Consider the following 20,162-nt stretch of genomic DNA (forward strand, 5'->3'; position numbering starts at 1 on the left):
GCCGCCCTCAATGCATCATGTTGACGTTGAGGTTGTGCATCACCCACAGCGAGCCGACCACCACGATGCCGATGATCAGCAGCGAGAACAGGCCCACGTGCACGTTGGAGCGCTGTTCGGCCGAACGGTCCATGTGCAGGAAGTAGATCAGGTGCACCAGCATCTGCACCGCGGCCAGCACCGCGATGACGATGACGGTGACGCCGCGCGGGAACGCCCCGCTCATCACCATGCCGAACGGGATCACCGTCAGGATCACCGCCAGCACGAAGCCGACCAGGTAGGACTTCAGGCCGCCGCCATGGCCGTGCTCGGCGTGCGCATCGGAGGACGAATGATGGTTGGCCATTACAGCGCTCCCAGCAGGTAGACGATGGTGAACACGCCGATCCAGATCACGTCCAGGAAGTGCCAGAACAGGCTCAGGCACGCCAGGCGGGTCATGTTGCGCGGGGTCAGGCCATTCTTGGCGATCTGGATCACCAGCACCGTCATCCACAGCAGGCCCGAGGCCACGTGCAGACCGTGGGTGCCGACCAGGGTGAAGAAGGCCGACAGGAACGCGCTGCGGCCGGGGCCGGCGCCCTCTTCGATCAGGTGGTGGAACTCGTAGAGCTCCATGCCCAGGAAGCCCAGGCCCAGCGCCGCGGTGACCGCCAGCCAGCCGTACAGGCCGCCCATGCTGCGCTTGTTCGCCGAGATCATCGCCAGGCCGAAGCCCAGGCTGCTGAACAGCAGCAGGAAGGTTTCCACCAGCACGAACTTGAGGTCGAACAGTTCCTTGGCGGTCGGGCCGTCCACCGTCGCACCGGCCAGCACCGCATAGGTGGCGAACAGGCCGGCGAAGATGAGGCAGTCGCTCATCAGGTAGACCCAGAACCCGAAGACGGTGTTGCCGCCCGCGTCGTGATGTTCGTGGTCGTGGTCGTGGCCGCCCGCGTGGGCGGCGTGGGGATCGAGCGTCGTGGAAGCCATGGTTCAGACCGCCTTTGCGGCGTTGGCCGCGTGTTGCTGTTCCAGCAGGGCGAAGCGCGCGTTCTCGATGCGCTCCACTTCCTCCGCCGGGACCCAGTAATCGATGTCGTCATCGAAGGTGCGCGCGATGAAGCTGCCGATCATGCCGACCAGGCCGATCACCGCCATCCACCAGATGTGCCAGGTCAGCGCAAAGCCCATGACGATGCTGAACGCGCCGATCCAGAAGCCCGCCGCCGTGTTGCGCGGCATGTGGATCGGTTCGTACTTGGCCGGACGCGTCCAGCCCTTGCCCTTGAGCTTGTCTTCCCAGAACTGGTCGCGGTCGTCGATGTGCGGCAGCACCGCGAAGTTGTAGAACGGCGGCGGCGAGGAGGTCGCCCACTCCAGGGTCCGGCCGTCCCACGGGTCGCCGGTCAGGTCCAGGTTGTCCTTGCGCTTCCAGATGCTGTAGCCGATCTGCACCAGGTTCAGGAAGATGCCGGTGCCGATGATCGCCGCACCCGCCGCGGCCACCATCAGCCACGGCGCCCACTCCGGATGGTTGTAGCTGTTCATGCGCCGGGTCATGCCCATGAAGCCGAGCACGTACAGCGGCATGAAGGCGATGAAGAAGCCGATGATCCAGCACCAGAACGAGGCCTTGCCCAGCTTCTCGTTGAGCTTGAAGCCGAACGCCTTCGGGAACCAGTAGGTCAGGCCTGCCAGGTAGCCGAACACCACGCCACCGATGATCACGTTATGGAAGTGCGCGATCAGGAACAGGCTGTTGTGCAGCACGAAGTCCACCGCCGGGATCGCCAGCATCACGCCGGTCATGCCGCCGATGACGAAGGTGATGATGAATCCGATGGTCCACAGCACCGGTGCGGTCATGTGCACGCGGCCGCGGAACATGGTGAACAGCCAGTTGAAGATCTTCACGCCGGTGGGGATCGAGATGATCATCGTCGTGATGCCGAAGAAGGCATTGACGTTGGCGCCCGAACCCATGGTGAAGAAGTGGTGCAGCCACACGATGAACGACAGCACGCCGATGCACGAGGTCGCGTACACCATCGAGGTGTAGCCGAACAGGCGCTTGCGGCTGAAGGTGGCGATCAGTTCGGAGAAGATGCCGAACGCCGGCAGGATCAGGATGTAGACCTCCGGGTGGCCCCAGATCCAGATCAGGTTGACGTACATCATGGCGTTGCCGCCACCGTCGTTGGTGAAGAAGTGCGTGCCCAGGTAACGGTCCGCACCCAGCAGCGCCAGCGCCACGGTCAGGATCGGGAACGCGGCGATGATCAGGATGTTGGTGATCAGCGCGGTCCAGGTGAAGATCGGCATGCGCATCAGGGTCATGCCCGGCGCGCGCATGCGCATGATCGTCACGAAGAAGTTGATGCCTGTGAGCAATGTGCCCAGGCCCGAGATCTGCAACGCCCAGATGTAGTAGTCGACACCGACGCCTGGACTGTATTCCAGCCCGGACAGCGGCGGGTAGGCCAGCCAGCCGGTCTGCGCGAACTCGCCCACGCCCAGGGAGATGTTGACCAGGGCCGCGCCGGCCACGAACAGCCAGAAGCTCAGCGAGTTCAGGAACGGGAACGCCACGTCGCGCGCGCCGATCTGCAGCGGCACGATCAGGTTCAGCAGGCCGGTCATGAACGGCATGGCCATGAAGAAGATCATGATCACGCCGTGCGCGGTGAAGATCTGATCGTAGTGGTGCGGCGGGAAGATGCCTTCGTTGCCGCCGTGCGCGATCGCCTGCTGGGTGCGCATCATCGCCGCGTCGGCGAAGCCGCGCAGCAGCATGACCAGCGCCACCACGATGTACATGACACCGATGCGCTTATGGTCGACCGAGGTGAACCACTCCTTCCAGAGATAGCCCCACAGCTTGTACTTGGTGACCGCGGCCACCACCAGCAGGCCGAGCAGGCCGGCGCCGCCGAGGGCCGCCATGATGATCGGCTCGTGGTAAGGAACCGCCTCGAGCGTGAGTTTGCCTAGCATCACTTGTCTCCAGAAGTGCACATGGCGACCGGCTCAGCAGCCGATGCCGGATGAGCGTCGTGGCCTTCCATCTTGTGGCCCTTGCCCATCATGTATTTGTCGATCAACGACTTGAACAGGCCGTCCTGCACCGAGGCGTAGTACGTCACCGGGTAGGCGGCCTTGTCGTTGCGGTTGGCCGCCAGCACCTGGAACTCGGCCTGGTTCAGCGTCTTCTGCGACGCCTTGACCTTGGCCACCCACGCGTCGAAGCCGGCGCGGTTGGTGGCGTGCGCGGCGAAGCCCATCTTCGAGAAGCCGTGGCCGCTGTAGTTCGCCGACAGGCCGAACATCTCGCCCGGCTCGTTGGCGATCAGGTGCAGCTTGGTCTCCATGCCGGCCATCGCGTAGATCTGCGTGCCCAGGTGCGGGATGAAGAACGAGTTCATCACCGTGTCGGAGGTGATCTTGAAGTTCAGCGGCGTGTCGACCGGGAACGCGATCTCGTTGACCGTGGCGATGCCCTGCTCCGGATAGATGAACATCCACTTCCAGTCCAGCGCCACCGCCTCGATGGTGATCGGCTTGACGTCCGACTCCAGCGGCTTGTATGGATCCAGCGCATGCGAGGAGCGCCAGGTCAGCACCGCCAGGACCAGGATGATCATGCACGGGATCGACCACACCACCACCTCGATCGCGGTGGAGTGCGACCAGTTCGGCTCGTAGCGCGCCTTGGTGTTGGATGCGCGGTAGCGCCAGGCGAAGGCCAGGGTCATCACGATGACCGGGATCACCACCAGCAGCATCAGCACCACCGAGGTGATCAGCAGCGTCTTCTCGTCGTGGCCGATCTGACCCTTGGGGTTGAGGATGGCCGAGTTGCAGCCAGCCAGCAGCAGCGCGGCCAGCAGCAACAGACCGGAGCGCAGCGAGCGCCGGAGTTGTTTCAACGGAATCATCGAACGATCCAATTGCGTAGGGGATGCGAACCGCGCGGGAGCGGGAGGCGGGGCGCCGCACAAGGGCTGTCCCGCGTCCGCCGCGGCATCCGGGCCGGCATGCGCGATCAACGACGCATTTTATGCTGCCGCGCCGCAACTCCGGAAGCCATTGACAAGCCCAAGCGGGCGCCAGGCCGCGTTTTTATGTGCGACACATTGCCGCACCCGGCTGCGACACGGCGTCGCAGGTCGCCGCGTCCACGGACGTGCGTCGCAGAAAGCGGCATCGCAGAAACCAGGAAGGCAGCCTCGCGGCTGCCTTCTGGATGCAACTGGTGCCGGAAACAGGAGTCGAACCTGCGACCTACGCATTACGAATGCGCCGCTCTACCGACTGAGCTATTCCGGCGGAACTGGCAATTCTAGGCGTCGGCCCGTGCCGGGGTCAATCGCTGCCCGGGCCTTCGCGCGCGCGCCGCAACCGATGGGTTACCCTCCCGCCCCCGTCGTCCGCATCCCCCGCGCATCGTGAAGTTGTTCGCCTGGTTCTGGCTCGCGTTCCTGCTGTTTTTCGCCCTGCCCTTCCCCTGCATCCTCTACTTCGGCAGCGATTGGCCACGCGTACTGGCCCAGCCCAGCTCGCCCGCATGGGCGCTGACCCTGCTGGCGCTGTCGCTGTGCCTGTGGCTGCACCTGCTCTACGCCTACCTGGACACGCTGCTGCTGATGCCGGGACGCGCACTGCAACGCGTGCGCCACATCCTCGCCCACGGCGTGCGCCGCGAGGCGCTGATCGAACGCGCCGCACCGACCGGCGCCGAGGTCAAGGGCTGGCCGCAGCTGTCGCTGACCCTGGCCTTCGACAACCTGTCCGGCACCCCCATCCGCGACACCCTGGTGATCGTGGACCGCAAGCCGGCGCAACGCCGCTTCGAGAGCGGCCGGACCGTGCCGCTGCGGCTGAGCACCACGCCGGGATCCACCCCGAACCTGGTGCTGGAAGACGCCGAGCCGGCCCTGGACCGCACGAGCCTGTGGCGCCGCGCGGCCGGCGCCGTGCTGCTGGTGGTCCTGGTCGGTGCGGCCTACGTCGTGGCCTGGCGCTTGCAGAACCGCGGGCTGGGCTGGACCTTCCTGACCTTCAACCACCCGCTGCTGATGTGCGCGCTGGTGCTCAACGGCTACCTGCTGGCGCTGCGCGTGATCCTGCGCGTGATCCGCAACAACGCCACCGACGAGACCCTGACATACCGCGGCCTGCGCGCCCGTGCACGGGTGCTGGACGTGCGCCAGACCGGCACCACCCTCAACGAGCAGCCGCAGGTGGAGTTCCGCGTGGCGTTCGAGGACGCGTCGGGCACTCCACACGAAGCGACGATGCGACGGTTCGTGTCGCTGCTCGATGTCGGGCGGCTTCCGCGCGAGACGGTGTCGGTGCTGTACGACCCGCAGCACCCCGCCCGCGCCGACCTGGAGCTGCCATGAAGACGCCGTCCACCCCACTGGTCTTCGCCTGCGTGGTCCTGCTGCTCGGCGGCCTGGCCTTCGCCGGCGGCGCCTGGGACACCATCCGCGTCACCCTGCAGGCAGCGCCCCCGCAGGCGACGGACCCGGCGGCCGCCCTGCAGGCCACCTCCACGCCACAGTCGCTGGCGGTGACCCCGTCCGCCCCGCCTGCTGCCGAACCGGCGCCGCCGGCATCGCGCGGCAACCTGCTGTTCGACCCGGAGCGGCTGCGCGCGGCGCGGCAGGCGCTGGCGGACCTGCCCGACCTGCAGGGCCACGACCTGCGCGTGTTCCATGCCGTGCATTTCTACGACGGTCGGATCGGACTCCAGTTGCTGGACCCCGCACGGCCGGGGCACGTGGACGACTACAGCTTCCACGACGAGGCCTGGCACAAGGGCGCACCGGTGGATCCGCGCATGTTCGGCCCGTTCCTCAAGCCGGCCACCGACACCGCCGCCTTGCAGGACATCGATTTCGAAGGTGCCTATCGGGTGGCCACGGCCCTGAAGGAACAGGGCGAGGCGCTGCAGGCCGAGCCGGAGAAGGTGGATCACGTGTACGTACTGATCGGCCGGCGCGGCCGCTTGCGCTGGATGCCCGATGGCGTGGAAGGCGATCGCGTCACCATGGGCATCCTGTTCGATGCGCAGGGGCGGCCGCGGGGCATGCAGCGCCAGTGAGCGTTGGTGGCCGCGGCGCGGCCAGGCGCCGGAGGCCAGACGTGCGATGCCGGCACCGCTGCCAGGACGCCTCGCGCTCATGTGAGGCGGCTTCGGGGCGCCGCCAACCCCCTGTTGGCGCGCGCATCGCGCCCGTCTCGGCTATCTCGTGGGAGCGGCTCTTGTCCCCTTTTCGGGATCAGCCGCGACGGGCGTTCCCGATAAAGCCCGTCGCGGCTGAAGCCGCTCCTACGAGAAAACCTGCATCCGGCTCGATTGCGGTGAAAGCGGGTTGGTCGCAGTGCCCATCAGCAGCGCCGGGCGCGACGCAATGGCAGTCGCGGCTGAAGCTGCTCCTACGGCTCGCCACGACGGGCGCCTGCCTTGCAGAAGCGCGTGACCGGACGCGTCCGTCAGTCGACCAGGCGCAGCCGCAGTTCCTTGGGCAGGGCGAACACCATCGATTCCGGTTCGCCCGCCAGTTCGGACACGCCGTCGGCGCCGAGTTCGCGCAGCCGCGCGATCACCCCGTCCACCAGCACCTGCGGCGCCGAGGCACCGGCGGTCAGGCCGACCCGGCGCTTGCCGGCGATCCAGGCCGGGTCGATCTCGTCGGCGCCGTCGATCAGGTAGGACTCCACTCCGTCGCGCCGCGCCAGCTCGCTCAGCCGGTTGGAATTGGAGCTGTTCGGCGAGCCGACCACCAGCACCAGGTCGCACTCCCTGGCCAGGTCGCGCACCGCGTCCTGGCGGTTCTGGGTGGCGTAGCAGATGTCGTCGTTCTTTGGGCCCTGCATCGCCGGGTAGCGTGCACGCAGCGCCTCGATGATGCCGCGGGTATCGTCCACCGACAGCGTGGTCTGGGTGGTGTAGGCCAGGTTCTCCGGCTGCTTCACGTCCAGCGTGGCGACCTGCTCGATGTCCTCGACCAGGTAGATGCGGCCGGTGCCGCATTCGCGGTCCCACTGCCCCATCGTGCCTTCCACCTCCGGGTGGCCGGCGTGGCCGATCAGCACCACGTCGCGGCCGGCACGGCAGTGCCGGGCCACCTCGAAATGCACCTTGGTGACCAGCGGGCAGGTCGCGTCGAACACCTTCAACCCGCGCCGCTCGGCTTCCTGGCGCACGGCCTGGGCCACGCCGTGGGCGCTGAAGATCACCGTATTGCCGTCGGGCACTTCGTCCAGTTCCTCGACGAAGATCGCGCCGCGCTGCTTGAGGTCGTCGACCACGAAGCGGTTGTGCACCACCTCGTGGCGCACGTAGATCGGCGCACCCAGGGTTTCGATGGCGCGCTTGACGATCTCGATCGCGCGATCGACGCCGGCGCAGAAGCCGCGGGGGTTGGCGAGCAGGACATCCATTAGCTAGATCCGCCGGCCGCAGGGGACCAGGCGCTTCGACAGGGAGAGTGGCACCGATTATCCCGCTTTTCGCTTCGCCTTGCCGTCGAACACGCCGAACAGGGCGATGCCGATGGCGCCGGCGACGATCGCCGAGTCGGCGATGTTGAACGAGGGCCAGTAGTGCTCGCCCACGTACCACTGGATGAAATCGACCACGTGGCCGTGCATCAGCCGGTCGATCACGTTGCCGATCGCCCCGCCGATCACCAGCGCGTACGGCAGCGCGCTGCGCCACTCGCCGCGCGGCGTGCGCGCCAGCCACCAGGCCAGCAGGGCGCTGATGCCCACCGCCAGCGCGGTGAAGAACCAGAGCTGCCAGCCGCCGGCCTGGCTCAGGAAACTGAATGCAGCGCCGGTGTTGTAGGTCCGGTACCAGTTCCAGAAGCCCGGAATCACCGGCACCGCGGTGAACTCGGGCAGGCTGGCCAGCACCCAGGCCTTGCTCCACTGGTCCAGGCCGATCACCACGGCCGACAGCAGCAGCCAGATCAGGGCGGAGGGGTTGGGTCGTGCGGTCATGCGGGAAGTCCGCCTTGGGCGAAGAAGGATAGGGAGGACGGCCGGCGCCGCAGCCACGGCGCCGCCGCTGGCCCCGGCGACGCGCAGGTGACGTGGCCGGGGACGGGACTCAGAACCAGCGGCGCTCCTCGCCCGGTCCTTCGATGTTGCTGACGCAGCGGCCGCACAGCTCCGGGTGCGCCGGGTCGGCGCCGACGTCGGCGCGGTAGTGCCAGCAACGCACGCACTTGGGCTTCTCGGTGGCCTGGGCGCTGACGAAGATCTCGTCGGTCGTGGCCTCGCGCACCACCACGTCGCCGCTGATGAACAGGAAGCGCAGTTCCTCCTGCAGCGGCTGCAGCTTCGCCGCGGTGGCGGCGTCGGCGGCGACGGTGATCTCCGCCTCCAACGCCGCGCCGATCACGCCGTTGCCACGCATCGGCTCCAGCACCTTGGCCACCTGCTCGCGCAGCGCCAGCAACTGGTCGAAGTCGGCCGCGCTCAGCGGCGCGTCTTCCGGCAACGGCGCTAGGCCCTCATACCAGGTCGCGAACAATACATTGCCCAGGTGCGCGCCAGGCAGGTAGCCCCACAGCTCGTCGGCGGTGAAGCTCAGGATCGGCGCGATCCAGCGCACGAAGGCCTCGGCCACATGGAACATCGCGGTCTGCGCCGAGCGCCGGCCGTGCGAGTCCTCGGCCATCGTGTACAGCCGGTCCTTGGTCACGTCCAGGTACAGCGAACCCAGGTCCACGCTGCAGAAGTTCAGCAGCGCCTGCACGATCGCGGCGAAGTCGTAGCGCGCATAGGCGGCCTTGATCTGCTCCTGCACCTCGTAGGCGCGGTGCACGATCCAGCGATCCAGCGCCACCAGCTCCGGCAGCGGCCGCAGGTGCATGGTCGGGTTGAAGCCGTGCAGGTTGCCGAGCAGGAAGCGCGCGGTGTTGCGCAGGCGCCGGTAGGCGTCGGCGTTGCGCTTGAGGATCTCCTGCGACAGCGACATCTCGTTGCTGTAGTCGGCCGAGGCGATCCACAGGCGCAGGATGTCCGCGCCCAGCGTCTTCATGATGTCCTGCGGCTCGATGCCATTGCCCAGCGACTTGGACATCTTGCGGCCGTGCTCGTCCACGGTGAAACCGTGGGTCAGGCACTGCCGGTACGGCGCGGCATGATCCAGCGCCACGCCGGTCAGCAGCGAGGACTGGAACCAGCCGCGGTGCTGGTCGGAGCCTTCCAGGTACAGGTCGGCCGGCTTGGGCAGGCCGCGTTCGGTCAGCACCGCCTCGTGGGTGACGCCGGAATCGAACCAGACGTCGAGGATGTCGGTGATCTTCTCGTAGTCGGCCGCCTCGTCGCCGAGCAACTCGGCAGCGTCGAGCGCGTACCACACGTCCACCCCGCCCTCCTCGACGCGGTCGGCGACCTGGCGCATCAGCTCGGTGCTGCGCGGGTGCGGCTCGCCGGTCTCGCGGTGCACGAACAGCGCGATCGGCACGCCCCAGGTGCGCTGGCGCGAGATCGTCCAGTCCGGGCGCCCGGCCACCATGCCGGCGATGCGCGCCTGGCCCCAGGCCGGATACCAGTGCACGCCCTCGATGGCCTGCAGCGCCTCGGCGCGCAGGTTGGCCTGCTCCATCGAGATGAACCACTGCGGCGTGGCGCGGAACGCGATCGGGGTCTTGTGCCGCCAGCAATGCGGGTAGCTGTGGACCATGCTGGCGCGCGCCAGCAGCAGCCCGCGCCCGGCCAGCAGGTCGGCGATGACGTCGTTGGCCTTCCAGATGTGCAGCCCGGCCAGTTCCGTGCCATCGACCGCGGGGGTCGACGGCAGGTACACGCCGCGCGCATCGACCGGGTTGATCTGCGCCGCGCCGTAGCGCTCCAGCAGCCCGTACGGCTTGACCGCCACGTAGTCCTCCTGGCCGTGGCCGGGCGCGGTATGCACCGCGCCGGTGCCGTCGGTATCGGACACGTGGGTGCCGAGGATCACCGGCACGTCGCGCTCGTCGTAGAAGGGATGCGCCAGCACCTGGTGTTCCAGCGCCGCGCCGGCGACGCGGCCGTGCACCACCACCTCATCGACGCCGTAGCGCTGCAGCGCGCGCTCGGCCAGCGCGTCGGCCAGCACCAGCCAGCGGCGGCGGCCGTCGCGGGCCGGGCCTTCGACCAGCGCATAGACCAGCTCAGGCCCCAGCGACACCGCCAGCGAGGCCGGCAGCGTCCACGGCGTGGTGGTCCAGATCGGCACGGCCACTTCGGCACCGTCCGGCAGGGTGGCGCCGAACGCGGCGGCCAGCGCCGCGCCGTCGCGGGCGGTATAGGCCACATCTACCGTCGGCGACTGCTTGTCGGCGTACTCGATCTCCGCCTCGGCCAGCGCCGAACCGCAGTCGAAGCACCAGTGCACCGGCTTCACGCCGCGGGTCAGGTGGCCGTTGTCGACGATCCTGGCCAGCGCGCGGATCTCGTTGGCCTCGAAATGGAAGTCCAGCGTGCGGTAGGGATTGTCCCAGTCGCCGATCACGCCCAGGCGCTTGAAGTCGCGGCGCTGGATATCGATCTGCTCGTTGGCGTACTCACGGCACTTCTGCCGGAACTGCACCGCATCCAGCTTGACCCCGACCTTGCCGAACTTCTTCTCGATCGCGATCTCGATCGGCAGGCCATGGCAATCCCAGCCCGGGATGTACGGCGCATCGAAGCCGGACAGGTACTTGGACTTGACGATGATGTCCTTGAGGATCTTGTTGACCGCATGCCCGAGGTGGATCGCGCCATTGGCGTAGGGCGGGCCGTCGTGCAGCACGAACAGCGGCCGGCCCTGGGCGTTGTCGCGCAGCTTCGTGTACAGGCCCTCGTTCTCCCAGCGCGCCAGGATGTCCGGCTCGCGCTTGGGCAGGTCGCCGCGCATCGGGAACTCGGTCGCCGGCAGGTGGAGGGTGGCTTTGTAGTCCTGGGTCACGGGCAGTTACCGGTCGGTGGTCTTCAGGGGGAGGTCCGCGCGCGGGGCGGCGGACACGGGCGGCAGGCCCGTGGCGGCCGGCGCGGCGAGCAGTTGCCGCGCCAGCGCGGCGTCGCGGTGCATCTGCGCGGTCAGCGCCGGCAGATCGGCGAAGGTTTCCTCGTCGCGCAGCTTGGCGACGAACTCCACCTCGATGTGGCGACCGTACAGGTCGCCCTGGAAATCGAACAGGTGCGCTTCCAGCAGCGGCTCCACGCCCTGCACGGTCGGGCGGGTGCCGAAACTGGATACCGACGGCCACGGCTGCGCCGCCACCCCATGCACCCAGGTGGCGTAGATGCCGGACAGCGCCGGGGTCCGCGCGAAGCGCAGGTTGGCGGTGGGATAGCCGAGCGTGCGCCCGAGTTGCTTGCCGCGCACCACGCGGCCGCCGATCGCGTACGGGCGGCCCAGCAGCTCGGCGGCATGGGCGAACTCCCCGGCCACCAGCAACTCGCGGATGCGGGTGCTGGAGATGCGTTCCTCGCGCAGGTGCACCGGCGCGATCTCGTCGGCGGCGAAGCCGTGCTGGGCGCCCAGCGCGCGCAGCAGCGCGATGTCGCCGCCACGCTTGTGGCCGAAGCGGAACGCCGGGCCGATCCAGACCTCGCGCGCACGCAGGCGCTCGACCAGCACGCGCTGCACGAAGTCCTCGGCGCTCATCGACGCCATGCGCCGGTCGAAGCGCAGCAGGCCGACGCTGTCGATACCGAGCCGGTGCAGGCCCTGCACCTTGGCCCGGGCCAGGGTCAGCCGCGGCGGCGGCGCGGCCGGGGCGAAGAACTCGCGCGGCAGCGGCTCGAAGCTCAGCGCCACCGCCGGCACGCCCGCTTCGCGCGCGCGCGCGATCGCCTGCCGCACCAGCGCGCGGTGGCCCAGGTGCAGGCCATCGAAGGCGCCGATGCAGACCACGCTTCCCTGCGGGAACAGCGTCCCGCCCTCGACGTCTCTAAACAGCCTGCTCATTCCTCGGTCCGAAGCGCCGGCGCGGGAGGCGCCGGTCGATGATGCGTAACCGTCGAGTATAGCGGGTGGGGGCTGGGCTCGGGGCTCGGGGCTCGGGGCTCGGGACCCGGGACTGCAGCATTGGCGTCCGGAGCCAGACCGCCGCCAGGCGATCAGCAAAAACAGAGTGGTCGTTTTTTGTGGGAGGGGCGTCAGTCCCGACGGGCCTTACCGGGAAAGCCCGTCGGGACTGAAGCCCCTCTCACAGTGCAATCGCAACCGCCATGCACGCGCGGAAACATCTCGGGTCCCGGGTCCCGGGCCCCGGGCCCCGAGTCCCGGCTTTTCTCAACTCTCGCGCAGATCCCGCGGCCGGAAGCCCAGCGCCAACAAGGCAACCAGATACACCGCGCCACCGCCACCCACCAACAGCAGCAGGCTGCCGATGCGGTGCCACTTGTCCATGGTGGTGAACGCCGGCAGCCAGTGCAGGCCCAGCGCCAGCACCGCGGCCATCGCCGCGCAGGCCACGCCCAGGCGCAGCAGGTAACCGCCCCAGCCCGGCTTGGGCTGGTAGACCTGGTCGCGGCGCAGCCAGCGCCACAGCAACGACAGGTTGAGGTAGCTGGCCACCGCGCTGGCCAGGCCCAGCGCCAGGTGCAGGCCCGGCACCGCCTCCAGCGCCGCGCGCACGCCCTGCGCGCGCAGTTCCGCCGGCACCCACAACTGGTACAGGATCGCCAGGAACAGCAGGTTCAGCGCCATGTTGGCGACCAGCGCGGCGACGCCGGCGCGCACCGGCGTGCGCGTGTCCTGGCGCGAATAGAACGCCGGCAGCAACACCTTGAGCAGGGCGAACGCCGGCAGGCCGAAGCTCAGCCCGAACACCGACATCGCCGCCATGCGCGTGTCGAAGGCGGTGAACTTGCCGTACTGGAACAGGGTCGCCACCAGCGGCTGGCTCAGCAGCATCAGCCCCAGCATCGCCGGCACCGCGATCAGCAGGGTGGTCCGCAGCCCCCAGTCCAGCGCACTGGAAAAGCCCGCGCGATCGGTCTTGACGTGGTGCCGCGACAGCGCCGGCAGGATCACCGTGCCCAGGGCCACGCCGAACACGCCCAGCGGCAGTTCCAGGAAGCGGTCGGCCTGCGACAGCCAACTCTGCGAGCCGGCGTACAGGAACGAGGCGATCACCGTGTCCAGCAGCAGGTTGATCTGCGCGATCGAGGAGCCGAACAGGGTCGGCACCATCAGGGTCAGCACCCGACGCACGTCCGGGTGCTGCCAGCCCCAGCGCGGCAGGGTCAGCAGGTCGATGCCGCGCAGGGCCGGCAACTGGAACAGCAACTGCAGCACGCCGGCCACCAGCACCGCCCAGCCCATCGCCAGGATCGGCACCTGCAGCCGCGGCGCCAGCCACAGCGCGCCGGCGATCATGCACAGGTTGAGGATCACCGGGGTCAGCGCCGGCAGGCCGAAGCGGTGGAAGCTGTTGAGCGCGCCGCCGGCCAGCGCGGTCAACGACACGAACAGCAGGAACGGAAAGGTCAGCCGCAGCAGGTCGACGATCAACCCGAACTTGGCCGGGTCGTCGCTGGCGCCGGGGTTGAACAGCAGCGCCACCTGCGGGGTGAAGATCAGCCCCAGCGCGGTGACCAGCAGCAACACCCCGCCCAGGGTGCCGGACACGCGCGACATCAGCGCGCGCAGGTCGGCGTGCGGGCGGGTTTCCTTCACCTCGGTGAACACGGGCACGAAGGCGGTGGCGAACGAGCCCTCGGCGAACAGCCGGCGCAGGAAGTTGGGAATGCGGAACGCCACCCAGAACGCGTCGGTGGTGGCGTTGGCGCCGAAGGAAATGGTGATGGCCTGGTCGCGCACCAGCCCCAGCACGCGCGAGACCATGGTCATGCTGCTGAAGGAGAGCAGCCCGCGGAGCATGCGCGGCGTGCTCATGCGGCAACCCTCTTGACAATTGGCTTGACGCGAATGTTTGGACGCTTCATACTCTCCCGCTTGTTTTTATCCACCACACAGCTTTCCAGGAAACCACCACCGTGGCCAATATCAAGTCCGCCAAGAAGCGCGCCAAGCAGACCGTCGTGCGCAACGCGCGCAACACGGCTCAGCGTTCGATGCTGCGCACCGCCGTCAAGAAGGTCATCAAGGCCCTGGACGCCAACGACGCAGCCGGCGCCGAAGCCGCTTTCGCCATCGCCCAGCCGATCCTCGACCGTTTCAGCTCGCGCGGCCTGATCCACAAGAACAAGGCTGCCCGTCACAAGAGCCGCCTGAGCGCCCGCATCAAGGCGATCAAGACCGCCGCCTGATCGGCTGCCGTCGACGCCGGGAGCGCCTGCGCTTCCGGCTGCACCACGAAAAAGCCCGGCCTCGGCCGGGTTTTTCGTGTGCGCATCACCCCGCCCTGCGCGCCGCGGTGCGGCGCAGCGCTCAGGCGCCATCGGCGGCTGCCTCCAGCGCGTCCTCGCGCTGGCGGTCGAAGAACGCCATCACGTCCTTCATGATCGGCCAGGTGCCTTCGCGGCCCAGCGCCGACACCAGGTACCAGGGCTGGGTCCAGCCCAGCTCGGCGACGACCTGCTCGGCCAGCGCGCGCGATTCGTCCTCGAACATCAGGTCGGCCTTGTTCAGCACCAGCCAGCGCGGCTTGGCCAGCAGCTCCGGATCGTGCTTCTGCAGCTCGCGCTCGATTGCGCGCACCTGCTCGGTCGGCGAGACGCCGTCCACGCCGCCCTCCATCGGCGCCAGATCCACCAGGTGCAGCAGCAGGCGGGTGCGCTGCAGGTGACGCAGGAACTGCGCACCGAGGCCGGCGCCATCGGCGGCCCCCTCGATCAGCCCCGGAATGTCGGCGATCACGAAGCTGCGGTAGGCCTCGACGCTGACCACGCCCAGGTTCGGGTACAGCGTGGTGAACGGATAGTCGGCAACCTTCGGCGTGGCGGCGGACACGGCGCGGATGAAGGTGCTCTTGCCGGCATTGGGGAAGCCCAGCAGGCCGACGTCGGCCAGCAGCTTCAGCTCCAGCTTGAGCGTGCGCTGCTCGCCCTCCTCGCCCGGCGTGGCCTTGCGCGGCGCACGCGTCACCGAGCTCTTGAAATGCATGTTGCCCAGGCCACCCTTGCCGCCCTGCGCGACCAGCAGGCGGTCGCCGTGCGCGACCAGATCGCCGATGACCTCGTCGGTCTCGACGTTGACCACCACGGTGCCGACCGGCACGGTGATGGTCAGATCCTCGCCGGCCTTGCCGTACATCTGCCGACCCATGCCGTTCTCGCCGCGCTGCGCGCGGAACGCGCGCTGGTGGCGGAAGTCGACCAGGGTGTTGAGATTCTCGTCGGCAACCAGCCACACGCTGCCGCCGTTGCCGCCATCGCCACCATCGGGCCCACCCAGCGGGATGAACTTCTCGCGGCGAAAGCCGATGCAGCCATTGCCACCATTGCCGGCCGTGACCTGGATTTCCGCTTCGTCTACCAACTTCATGGGATTCGGGATTCGCGATTCGGGATTGGAAAGAACCACCGGACGCCGCAGTTTAGCGACCCCGGCAAAAGAACGGAGGCAGGAATCGCAGGACGCAATGGAATCCGCTTTGGCGAATCCCCAATCCCCAATCCCGCCATCCCGGCCACCAAACGAAAAACCCCGCCGAAGCGGGGCTTTCGTCAGCAAGCCTGCGCCATGGCGCAGGCCCTGGACACCGGAACTTACGCCTCGGTGACCACGCTCACAGTGCGGCGCTTCTTGGCGCCCTTCACCGAGAACTCGACCTTGCCGTCGACCAGCGCGAACAGGGTGTGGTCGCGGCCCAGGCCGACGCCGGCGCCCGGGTGGAACTGGGTGCCGCGCTGACGCACGATGATGTTGCCGGCTTCGATGGCCTGGCCGCCGAACATCTTCACGCCCAGGTACTTCGGGTTGGAGTCGCGGCCGTTGCGCGAGGAACCTACGCCTTTTTTGTGTGCCATGACTGCTGCTCCTTACTTCTTGTCGCCACCGGCGATGCCGGTGATCTCGATTTCGGTGTAGTGCTGCCGATGACCCTGACGCTTCATGTGGTGCTTGCGGCGGCGGAACTTGATGATGCGCACCTTGTCGGCGCGGCCGTGGGCCACGACCTTGGCGGTGACGGCGGCGCCCTTCAGCGCATCGCCGATCTTGATGCCGTCGCTGTCGCCCAGCATCAGGATGTTGTCGAACGTGATCTCGTTGCCGGCTTCGACTTCGAGCTTTTCCACGCGGAGCGTTTCGCCCTGCGCGACGCGGTATTGCTTACCGCCGGTGACCAGTACTGCGTACATGACCAGACTTCCTCTGTAGTTATTGTGGTCGTTCCCGCCGTGCCGTTTCGGGCAGACAGGAGCGGGATTGTAAGCCGCCGCGCGCGGCAGGGTCAAGCCCACCCAGGCCCGGACTGTCAAGGCCCGCGGGCCGGGACCGCTGCCTGAACCAGCCAGCCGCCGGCGCCCGGCGGCGCTGGGATCCGCGGCAATTGCCCCCACCTGACAAGCTGGGTACGCTGATCGATTGCCGTCCCCTTTCCGCCCCCTCACTGGCCAGCGGCACCGCCACGGCCGGCACATTCCGGAATCTTTTCATGGCGATGGATTACATCCGCATCCGCGGCGCGCGGACGCACAACCTCAAGAACCTCGACCTCGACCTGCCGCGCGACAAGCTGATCGTGATCACCGGCCTGTCCGGGTCCGGCAAGTCCTCGTTGGCGTTCGACACCATCTACGCCGAAGGCCAGCGCCGCTACGTGGAGTCGCTGTCGGCGTACGCGCGGCAGTTCCTCAGCGTGATGGAGAAGCCCGACATCGATCACATCGAAGGCCTGTCGCCGGCGATCGCGATCGAGCAGAAGTCGACCTCGCACAACCCGCGCTCCACCGTCGGCACCATCACCGAGATCTACGACTACCTGCGCCTGCTGTACGCGCGCGTCGGCCAGCCGCGCTGCCCCGACCACGGCTACCCGCTGGAGGCGCAGACGGTCAGCCAGATGGTCGACCAGGTGCTGACCCTGGACCCGGAGCAGCGCTACATGCTGCTGGCGCCGGTGATCCGCGAGCGCAAGGGCGAGCACGCCCAGGTGTTCGAGCAACTGCGCGCGCAGGGCTTCGTGCGCGTGCGCGTGGACGGCGAGCTGTACGAGATCGACGCGGTGCCGGCGCTGGCGCTGCGCCAGAAGCACACCATCGAGGCGGTGATCGACCGTTTCCGCCCGCGCGAGGACATCAAGCAGCGCCTGGCCGAGAGCTTCGAGACCGCCCTGAAGCTGGCCGACGGCATGGTGGCGGTGCAGTCGCTGGACGACACCGCGGCCGCGCCGCACCTGTTCTCGTCCAAGTACAGCTGCCCGGTCTGCGACTACTCGCTGCCGGAACTGGAACCGCGCCTGTTCTCGTTCAACGCGCCGATGGGCGCCTGCCCGAGCTGCGACGGCCTGGGCATGGCCGAGTTCTTCGATCCCGATCGGGTGGTGGTGCATCCGGAGCTGTCGCTGTCGGCCGGCGCGGTACGCGGCTGGGACCGCCGCAACGCGTACTACTTCCAGTTGATCGCCTCGCTGGCCAAGCACTACAAGTTCGACGTCGACGCGCCCTGGCAGTCGCTGCCGGCGAGCGTGCGCCAGGCGGTGCTGTACGGCAGCGGCGACGAGACCATCACCTTCACCTACTTCACCGACGCCGGCGGCCGCACCCAGCGCAAGCATCGCTTCGAAGGCATCATCCCCAACCTGGAGCGCCGCTACCGCGAGACCGAATCGCCGGCGGTGCGCGAGGAACTGGCCAAGTACATCAGCGAACGGCCGTGCCCGGACTGCAAGGGCGCGCGCCTGAACAAGGCCGCGCGCAACGTGTTCGTCGCCGACCGCCCGCTGCCGGACCTGGTGGTGCTGCCGATCGACGACGCGCTGAGCTTCTTCCGCCAGCTCGACCTGCCCGGCTGGCGCGGCGAGATCGCCAGCAAGATCGTCAAGGAGATCGCCGAGCGGCTGGGCTTCCTGGTCGACGTCGGCCTGGATTACCTCACCCTTGAGCGCAAGGCCGACACCCTGTCCGGCGGCGAGGCGCAGCGCATCCGCCTGGCCAGCCAGATCGGCGCCGGCCTGGTCGGCGTGATGTACGTGCTCGACGAGCCCTCGATCGGCCTGCACCAGCGCGACAACGAACGCCTGCTCGGCACCCTCACCCGCCTGCGCGACCTCGGCAACACGGTGATCGTGGTCGAGCACGACGAGGATGCGATCCGCCTGGCCGACTACGTGCTGGACATCGGCCCCGGCGCCGGCGTGCACGGCGGCGAGGTGGTCGGCCACGGCAGCGTGCAGGACCTGCTGAAGGCGCCGCGCTCGCTGACCGGGCAATACCTGTCGGGCAAGCGCCGCATCGAGATCCCGACCAAGCGCCACAAGGCCAATCCGAAGATGACCCTGCACCTGCGCGGGGCCACCGGCAACAACCTCAAGAACGTCGACCTGGACATCCCGGCCGGCCTGCTGACCTGCATCACCGGCGTGTCCGGCTCGGGCAAGTCGACCCTGATCAACGACACCTTGTTCACCCTGGCGGCCAACGAGATCAACGGCGCCTCGCACAGCGTGGCGCCGTACCGCGAGATCGAGCACCTGGACCTGTTCGACAAGGTGGTGGACATCGACCAGTCGCCGATCGGCCGCACCCCGCGCTCCAACCCGGCCACCTACACCGGCCTTTTCACGCCGCTGCGCGAACTGTTCGCGCAGGTGCCGGAAGCGCGTTCGCGCGGCTACTCGCCGGGCCGCTTCAGTTTCAACGTGCGCGGCGGCCGCTGCGAGGCCTGCCAGGGCGATGGCCTGATCAAGGTGGAGATGCACTTCCTGCCGGACGTGTACGTGCCTTGCGACGTCTGCCACGGCAAGCGCTACAACCGCGAGACGCTGGAGATCCTGTACAAGGGCTTCAACATCAACGACGTGCTGGAAATGACCGTCGAGGATGCGCTGAAGCTGTTCGAGCCGGTGCCGTCGATCGCGCGCAAGCTGGAAACCCTGGTCGACGTGGGCCTGAGCTACATCAAGCTCGGCCAGAGCGCGACCACCCTGTCCGGCGGCGAGGCGCAGCGCGTGAAGCTGTCCAAGGAGCTGTCGCGGCGCGATACCGGCCGCACCCTGTACATCCTCGACGAGCCGACCACCGGCCTGCACTTCCACGACATCGAGGCGCTGCTGGGCGTGCTGCACAAGCTGCGCGACGAAGGCAACACCGTGGTGGTGATCGAACACAACCTGGACGTGATCAAGACCGCGGACTGGATCGTCGACCTCGGCCCGGAAGGCGGCCACCGCGGCGGCACCATCCTGGTCACCGGCACGCCGGAAGACGTGGCGGCCTGCCCGCAGTCGTACACCGGCCAGTTCCTGGCGCGGATGCTGCCGTCCACCAGCGCACGCCCGGAGCAGCCGGCGGCGATGGCCAACAAGCCCGATGCGCGCCCGCCGCGCAAGGTCAAGCCGGAAAAGCCGGCGAAGAAGCAGGCCGTGGCGGCAAAGAGCGACAAGGCCAGCAAGAGCACCACCAGTACCGGCACCAAGAAGAAGAAGGACGTTTGATGAGCAGCGAACACAAGATCCTGGCGCGCATCCCGATCAGCGTGCGCTGGCGCGACATGGACAGCATGGGCCACGTCAACAACGCCAAGTACATCTCCTACCTGGAAGAAGCGCGCGTGCGCTGGATGCTGGGCGTGGAAGGCGTCTCGATGAGCGACCGCATCGCACCGGTGGTGGCGGCGACCAACGTCAACTACCGCGCACCGATCGTGTGGCCCAACGACATCCTGGTCGAGCTGTTCGTCGAGCGCCTGGGCACCAGCAGCGTGACCATCGGCCACCGCATCGTCGACCAGCAGGACGAGAGCCGGCTCTATTCCGACGGCAACGTGGTGGTGGTGTGGATGGACACCCAGACCGGCAAGAGCGCACCGCTGCCGGACGCGGTGCGCAAGGCGACGAGCTGAGGCCTGTGCCTGCGCCGGGGCACGCCCGGCGCAGGCAAACCATCGCAGTACCGGCGGCATTCGCGCTTGAATTCGCCGGGCAGCGCGCGACCGCCCCGCGGGGCGTACCTAGTCCAGCACCTGCAGGCACCTCTAACAGCCCGCTTTTTGCAGCGCCGCAGCCCTTGTAGGAGCGGCTTCAGCCGCGACGCGCGTTGCAGTGAATGCCTGTCGC

The 20,162-nt window shown here is 68.1% G+C and carries 17 protein-coding genes and 1 tRNA gene; 5 read left to right on the top strand and 13 right to left on the bottom strand.

Going from position 1 to position 20,162, the window contains the following annotated elements; all coding sequences use genetic code 11:
- Positions 1–7 precede the first annotated feature (7 nt).
- The 5 genes from cyoD to FHR56_RS10320 form a co-directional block, all read right to left on the bottom strand.
- Positions 8–349: a cytochrome o ubiquinol oxidase subunit IV gene (gene cyoD, locus FHR56_RS10300; protein ID WP_019796085.1), complete on the bottom strand. Its 342-nt coding sequence runs from the start codon at positions 347–349 to the stop codon at positions 8–10.
- A complete protein-coding gene (gene cyoC, locus FHR56_RS10305) occupies positions 349–975 on the bottom strand; it encodes a cytochrome o ubiquinol oxidase subunit III (protein ID WP_010341156.1) in 627 nt (208 codons plus the stop codon). The genes cyoD and cyoC overlap by 1 nt, the downstream gene beginning before the upstream one ends.
- A 3-nt stretch (positions 976–978) precedes the next feature.
- Complete coding sequence (cyoB, locus tag FHR56_RS10310) at positions 979–2,979, bottom strand: cytochrome o ubiquinol oxidase subunit I (RefSeq protein WP_160947650.1); 2,001 nt, start codon at positions 2,977–2,979, stop codon at positions 979–981.
- Positions 2,979–3,920 carry a ubiquinol oxidase subunit II gene (gene cyoA, locus FHR56_RS10315; RefSeq protein WP_160947649.1) on the bottom strand — a complete coding sequence of 314 codons (942 nt, stop codon included), beginning with the start codon at positions 3,918–3,920 and terminating at the stop codon, positions 2,979–2,981. The genes cyoB and cyoA overlap by 1 nt, the downstream gene beginning before the upstream one ends.
- A 315-nt stretch (positions 3,921–4,235) precedes the next feature.
- Positions 4,236–4,311 (bottom strand) — tRNA-Thr (locus FHR56_RS10320).
- Positions 4,312–4,430: 119 nt separating this feature from the next.
- Here FHR56_RS10320 and FHR56_RS10325 point away from each other — a divergent pair.
- Together FHR56_RS10325 and FHR56_RS10330 are read left to right on the top strand one after the other, a co-directional pair.
- On the top strand, positions 4,431–5,387 hold the full coding sequence (locus FHR56_RS10325; protein ID WP_160947648.1) for a hypothetical protein: 957 nt from the start codon (positions 4,431–4,433) through the stop codon (positions 5,385–5,387).
- A complete protein-coding gene (locus tag FHR56_RS10330) occupies positions 5,384–6,091 on the top strand; it encodes a hypothetical protein (protein ID WP_160947647.1) in 708 nt (235 codons plus the stop codon). The genes FHR56_RS10325 and FHR56_RS10330 overlap by 4 nt, the downstream gene beginning before the upstream one ends.
- Positions 6,092–6,483: 392 nt before the next feature.
- On the opposite strand, the gene ispH is transcribed toward FHR56_RS10330, so the two are convergent.
- The 5 genes from ispH to murJ all read right to left on the bottom strand — a co-directional run bounded on the left by ispH (position 6,484) and on the right by murJ (position 13,861).
- Positions 6,484–7,434 (bottom strand): 4-hydroxy-3-methylbut-2-enyl diphosphate reductase, encoded by a 951-nt coding sequence (ispH, locus tag FHR56_RS10335; protein ID WP_160947646.1) that lies wholly within the window; start codon positions 7,432–7,434, stop codon positions 6,484–6,486.
- Positions 7,435–7,491: 57 nt separating this feature from the next.
- Complete coding sequence (gene lspA / locus FHR56_RS10340) at positions 7,492–7,995, bottom strand: signal peptidase II (RefSeq protein WP_019797822.1); 504 nt, start codon at positions 7,993–7,995, stop codon at positions 7,492–7,494.
- Between the two features lie 109 nt (positions 7,996–8,104).
- Positions 8,105–10,936 (bottom strand): isoleucine--tRNA ligase, encoded by a 2,832-nt coding sequence (gene ileS / locus FHR56_RS10345; protein WP_160947645.1) that lies wholly within the window; start codon positions 10,934–10,936, stop codon positions 8,105–8,107.
- A gap of 6 nt (positions 10,937–10,942) precedes the next feature.
- A complete protein-coding gene (locus FHR56_RS10350; protein ID WP_160947644.1) occupies positions 10,943–11,941 on the bottom strand; it encodes a bifunctional riboflavin kinase/FAD synthetase in 999 nt (332 codons plus the stop codon).
- 327 nt (positions 11,942–12,268) lie between these two features.
- Positions 12,269–13,861, bottom strand: a complete 1,593-nt coding sequence (gene murJ, locus FHR56_RS10355; protein ID WP_184502616.1) for a murein biosynthesis integral membrane protein MurJ — start codon at positions 13,859–13,861, stop codon at positions 12,269–12,271.
- 116 nt (positions 13,862–13,977) lie between these two features.
- Between murJ and rpsT the strand changes: the two genes are divergently transcribed.
- The gene (rpsT, locus tag FHR56_RS10360) at positions 13,978–14,250 is read left to right on the top strand and encodes a 30S ribosomal protein S20 (RefSeq protein ID WP_010341167.1); all 273 of its coding nucleotides are present in this window, start codon (positions 13,978–13,980) and stop codon (positions 14,248–14,250) included.
- A gap of 121 nt (positions 14,251–14,371) precedes the next feature.
- Here rpsT and cgtA read toward each other — a convergent pair whose 3' ends face one another.
- The 3 genes from cgtA to rplU all read right to left on the bottom strand — a co-directional run bounded on the left by cgtA (position 14,372) and on the right by rplU (position 16,245).
- The gene (gene cgtA, locus FHR56_RS10365; protein ID WP_160947642.1) at positions 14,372–15,427 is read right to left on the bottom strand and encodes an Obg family GTPase CgtA; all 1,056 of its coding nucleotides are present in this window, start codon (positions 15,425–15,427) and stop codon (positions 14,372–14,374) included.
- Positions 15,428–15,651: 224 nt separating this feature from the next.
- Complete coding sequence (rpmA, locus tag FHR56_RS10370; RefSeq protein WP_010341169.1) at positions 15,652–15,912, bottom strand: 50S ribosomal protein L27; 261 nt, start codon at positions 15,910–15,912, stop codon at positions 15,652–15,654.
- A gap of 12 nt (positions 15,913–15,924) precedes the next feature.
- Positions 15,925–16,245, bottom strand: coding sequence for a 50S ribosomal protein L21 (gene rplU, locus FHR56_RS10375; RefSeq protein WP_010341170.1), 321 nt, complete (start codon positions 16,243–16,245; stop codon positions 15,925–15,927).
- A 296-nt stretch (positions 16,246–16,541) separates the two neighbouring features.
- On the opposite strand from rplU, the gene uvrA reads away from it, so the two are divergent.
- Complete coding sequence (gene uvrA / locus FHR56_RS10380; protein WP_160947641.1) at positions 16,542–19,541, top strand: excinuclease ABC subunit UvrA; 3,000 nt, start codon at positions 16,542–16,544, stop codon at positions 19,539–19,541.
- Entirely contained in the window at positions 19,541–19,948 is a 408-nt protein-coding gene (locus tag FHR56_RS10385; protein WP_160947640.1) for a thioesterase family protein, read from the top strand. Before uvrA ends, FHR56_RS10385 begins: the two co-directional genes overlap by 1 nt.
- Positions 19,949–20,162: the final 214 nt, after the last annotated feature.

Origin of the sequence: Xanthomonas sp. F10 (assembly GCF_014206815.1) — a bacterium.
GTDB lineage: Bacteria > Pseudomonadota > Gammaproteobacteria > Xanthomonadales > Xanthomonadaceae > Xanthomonas_A > Xanthomonas_A indica.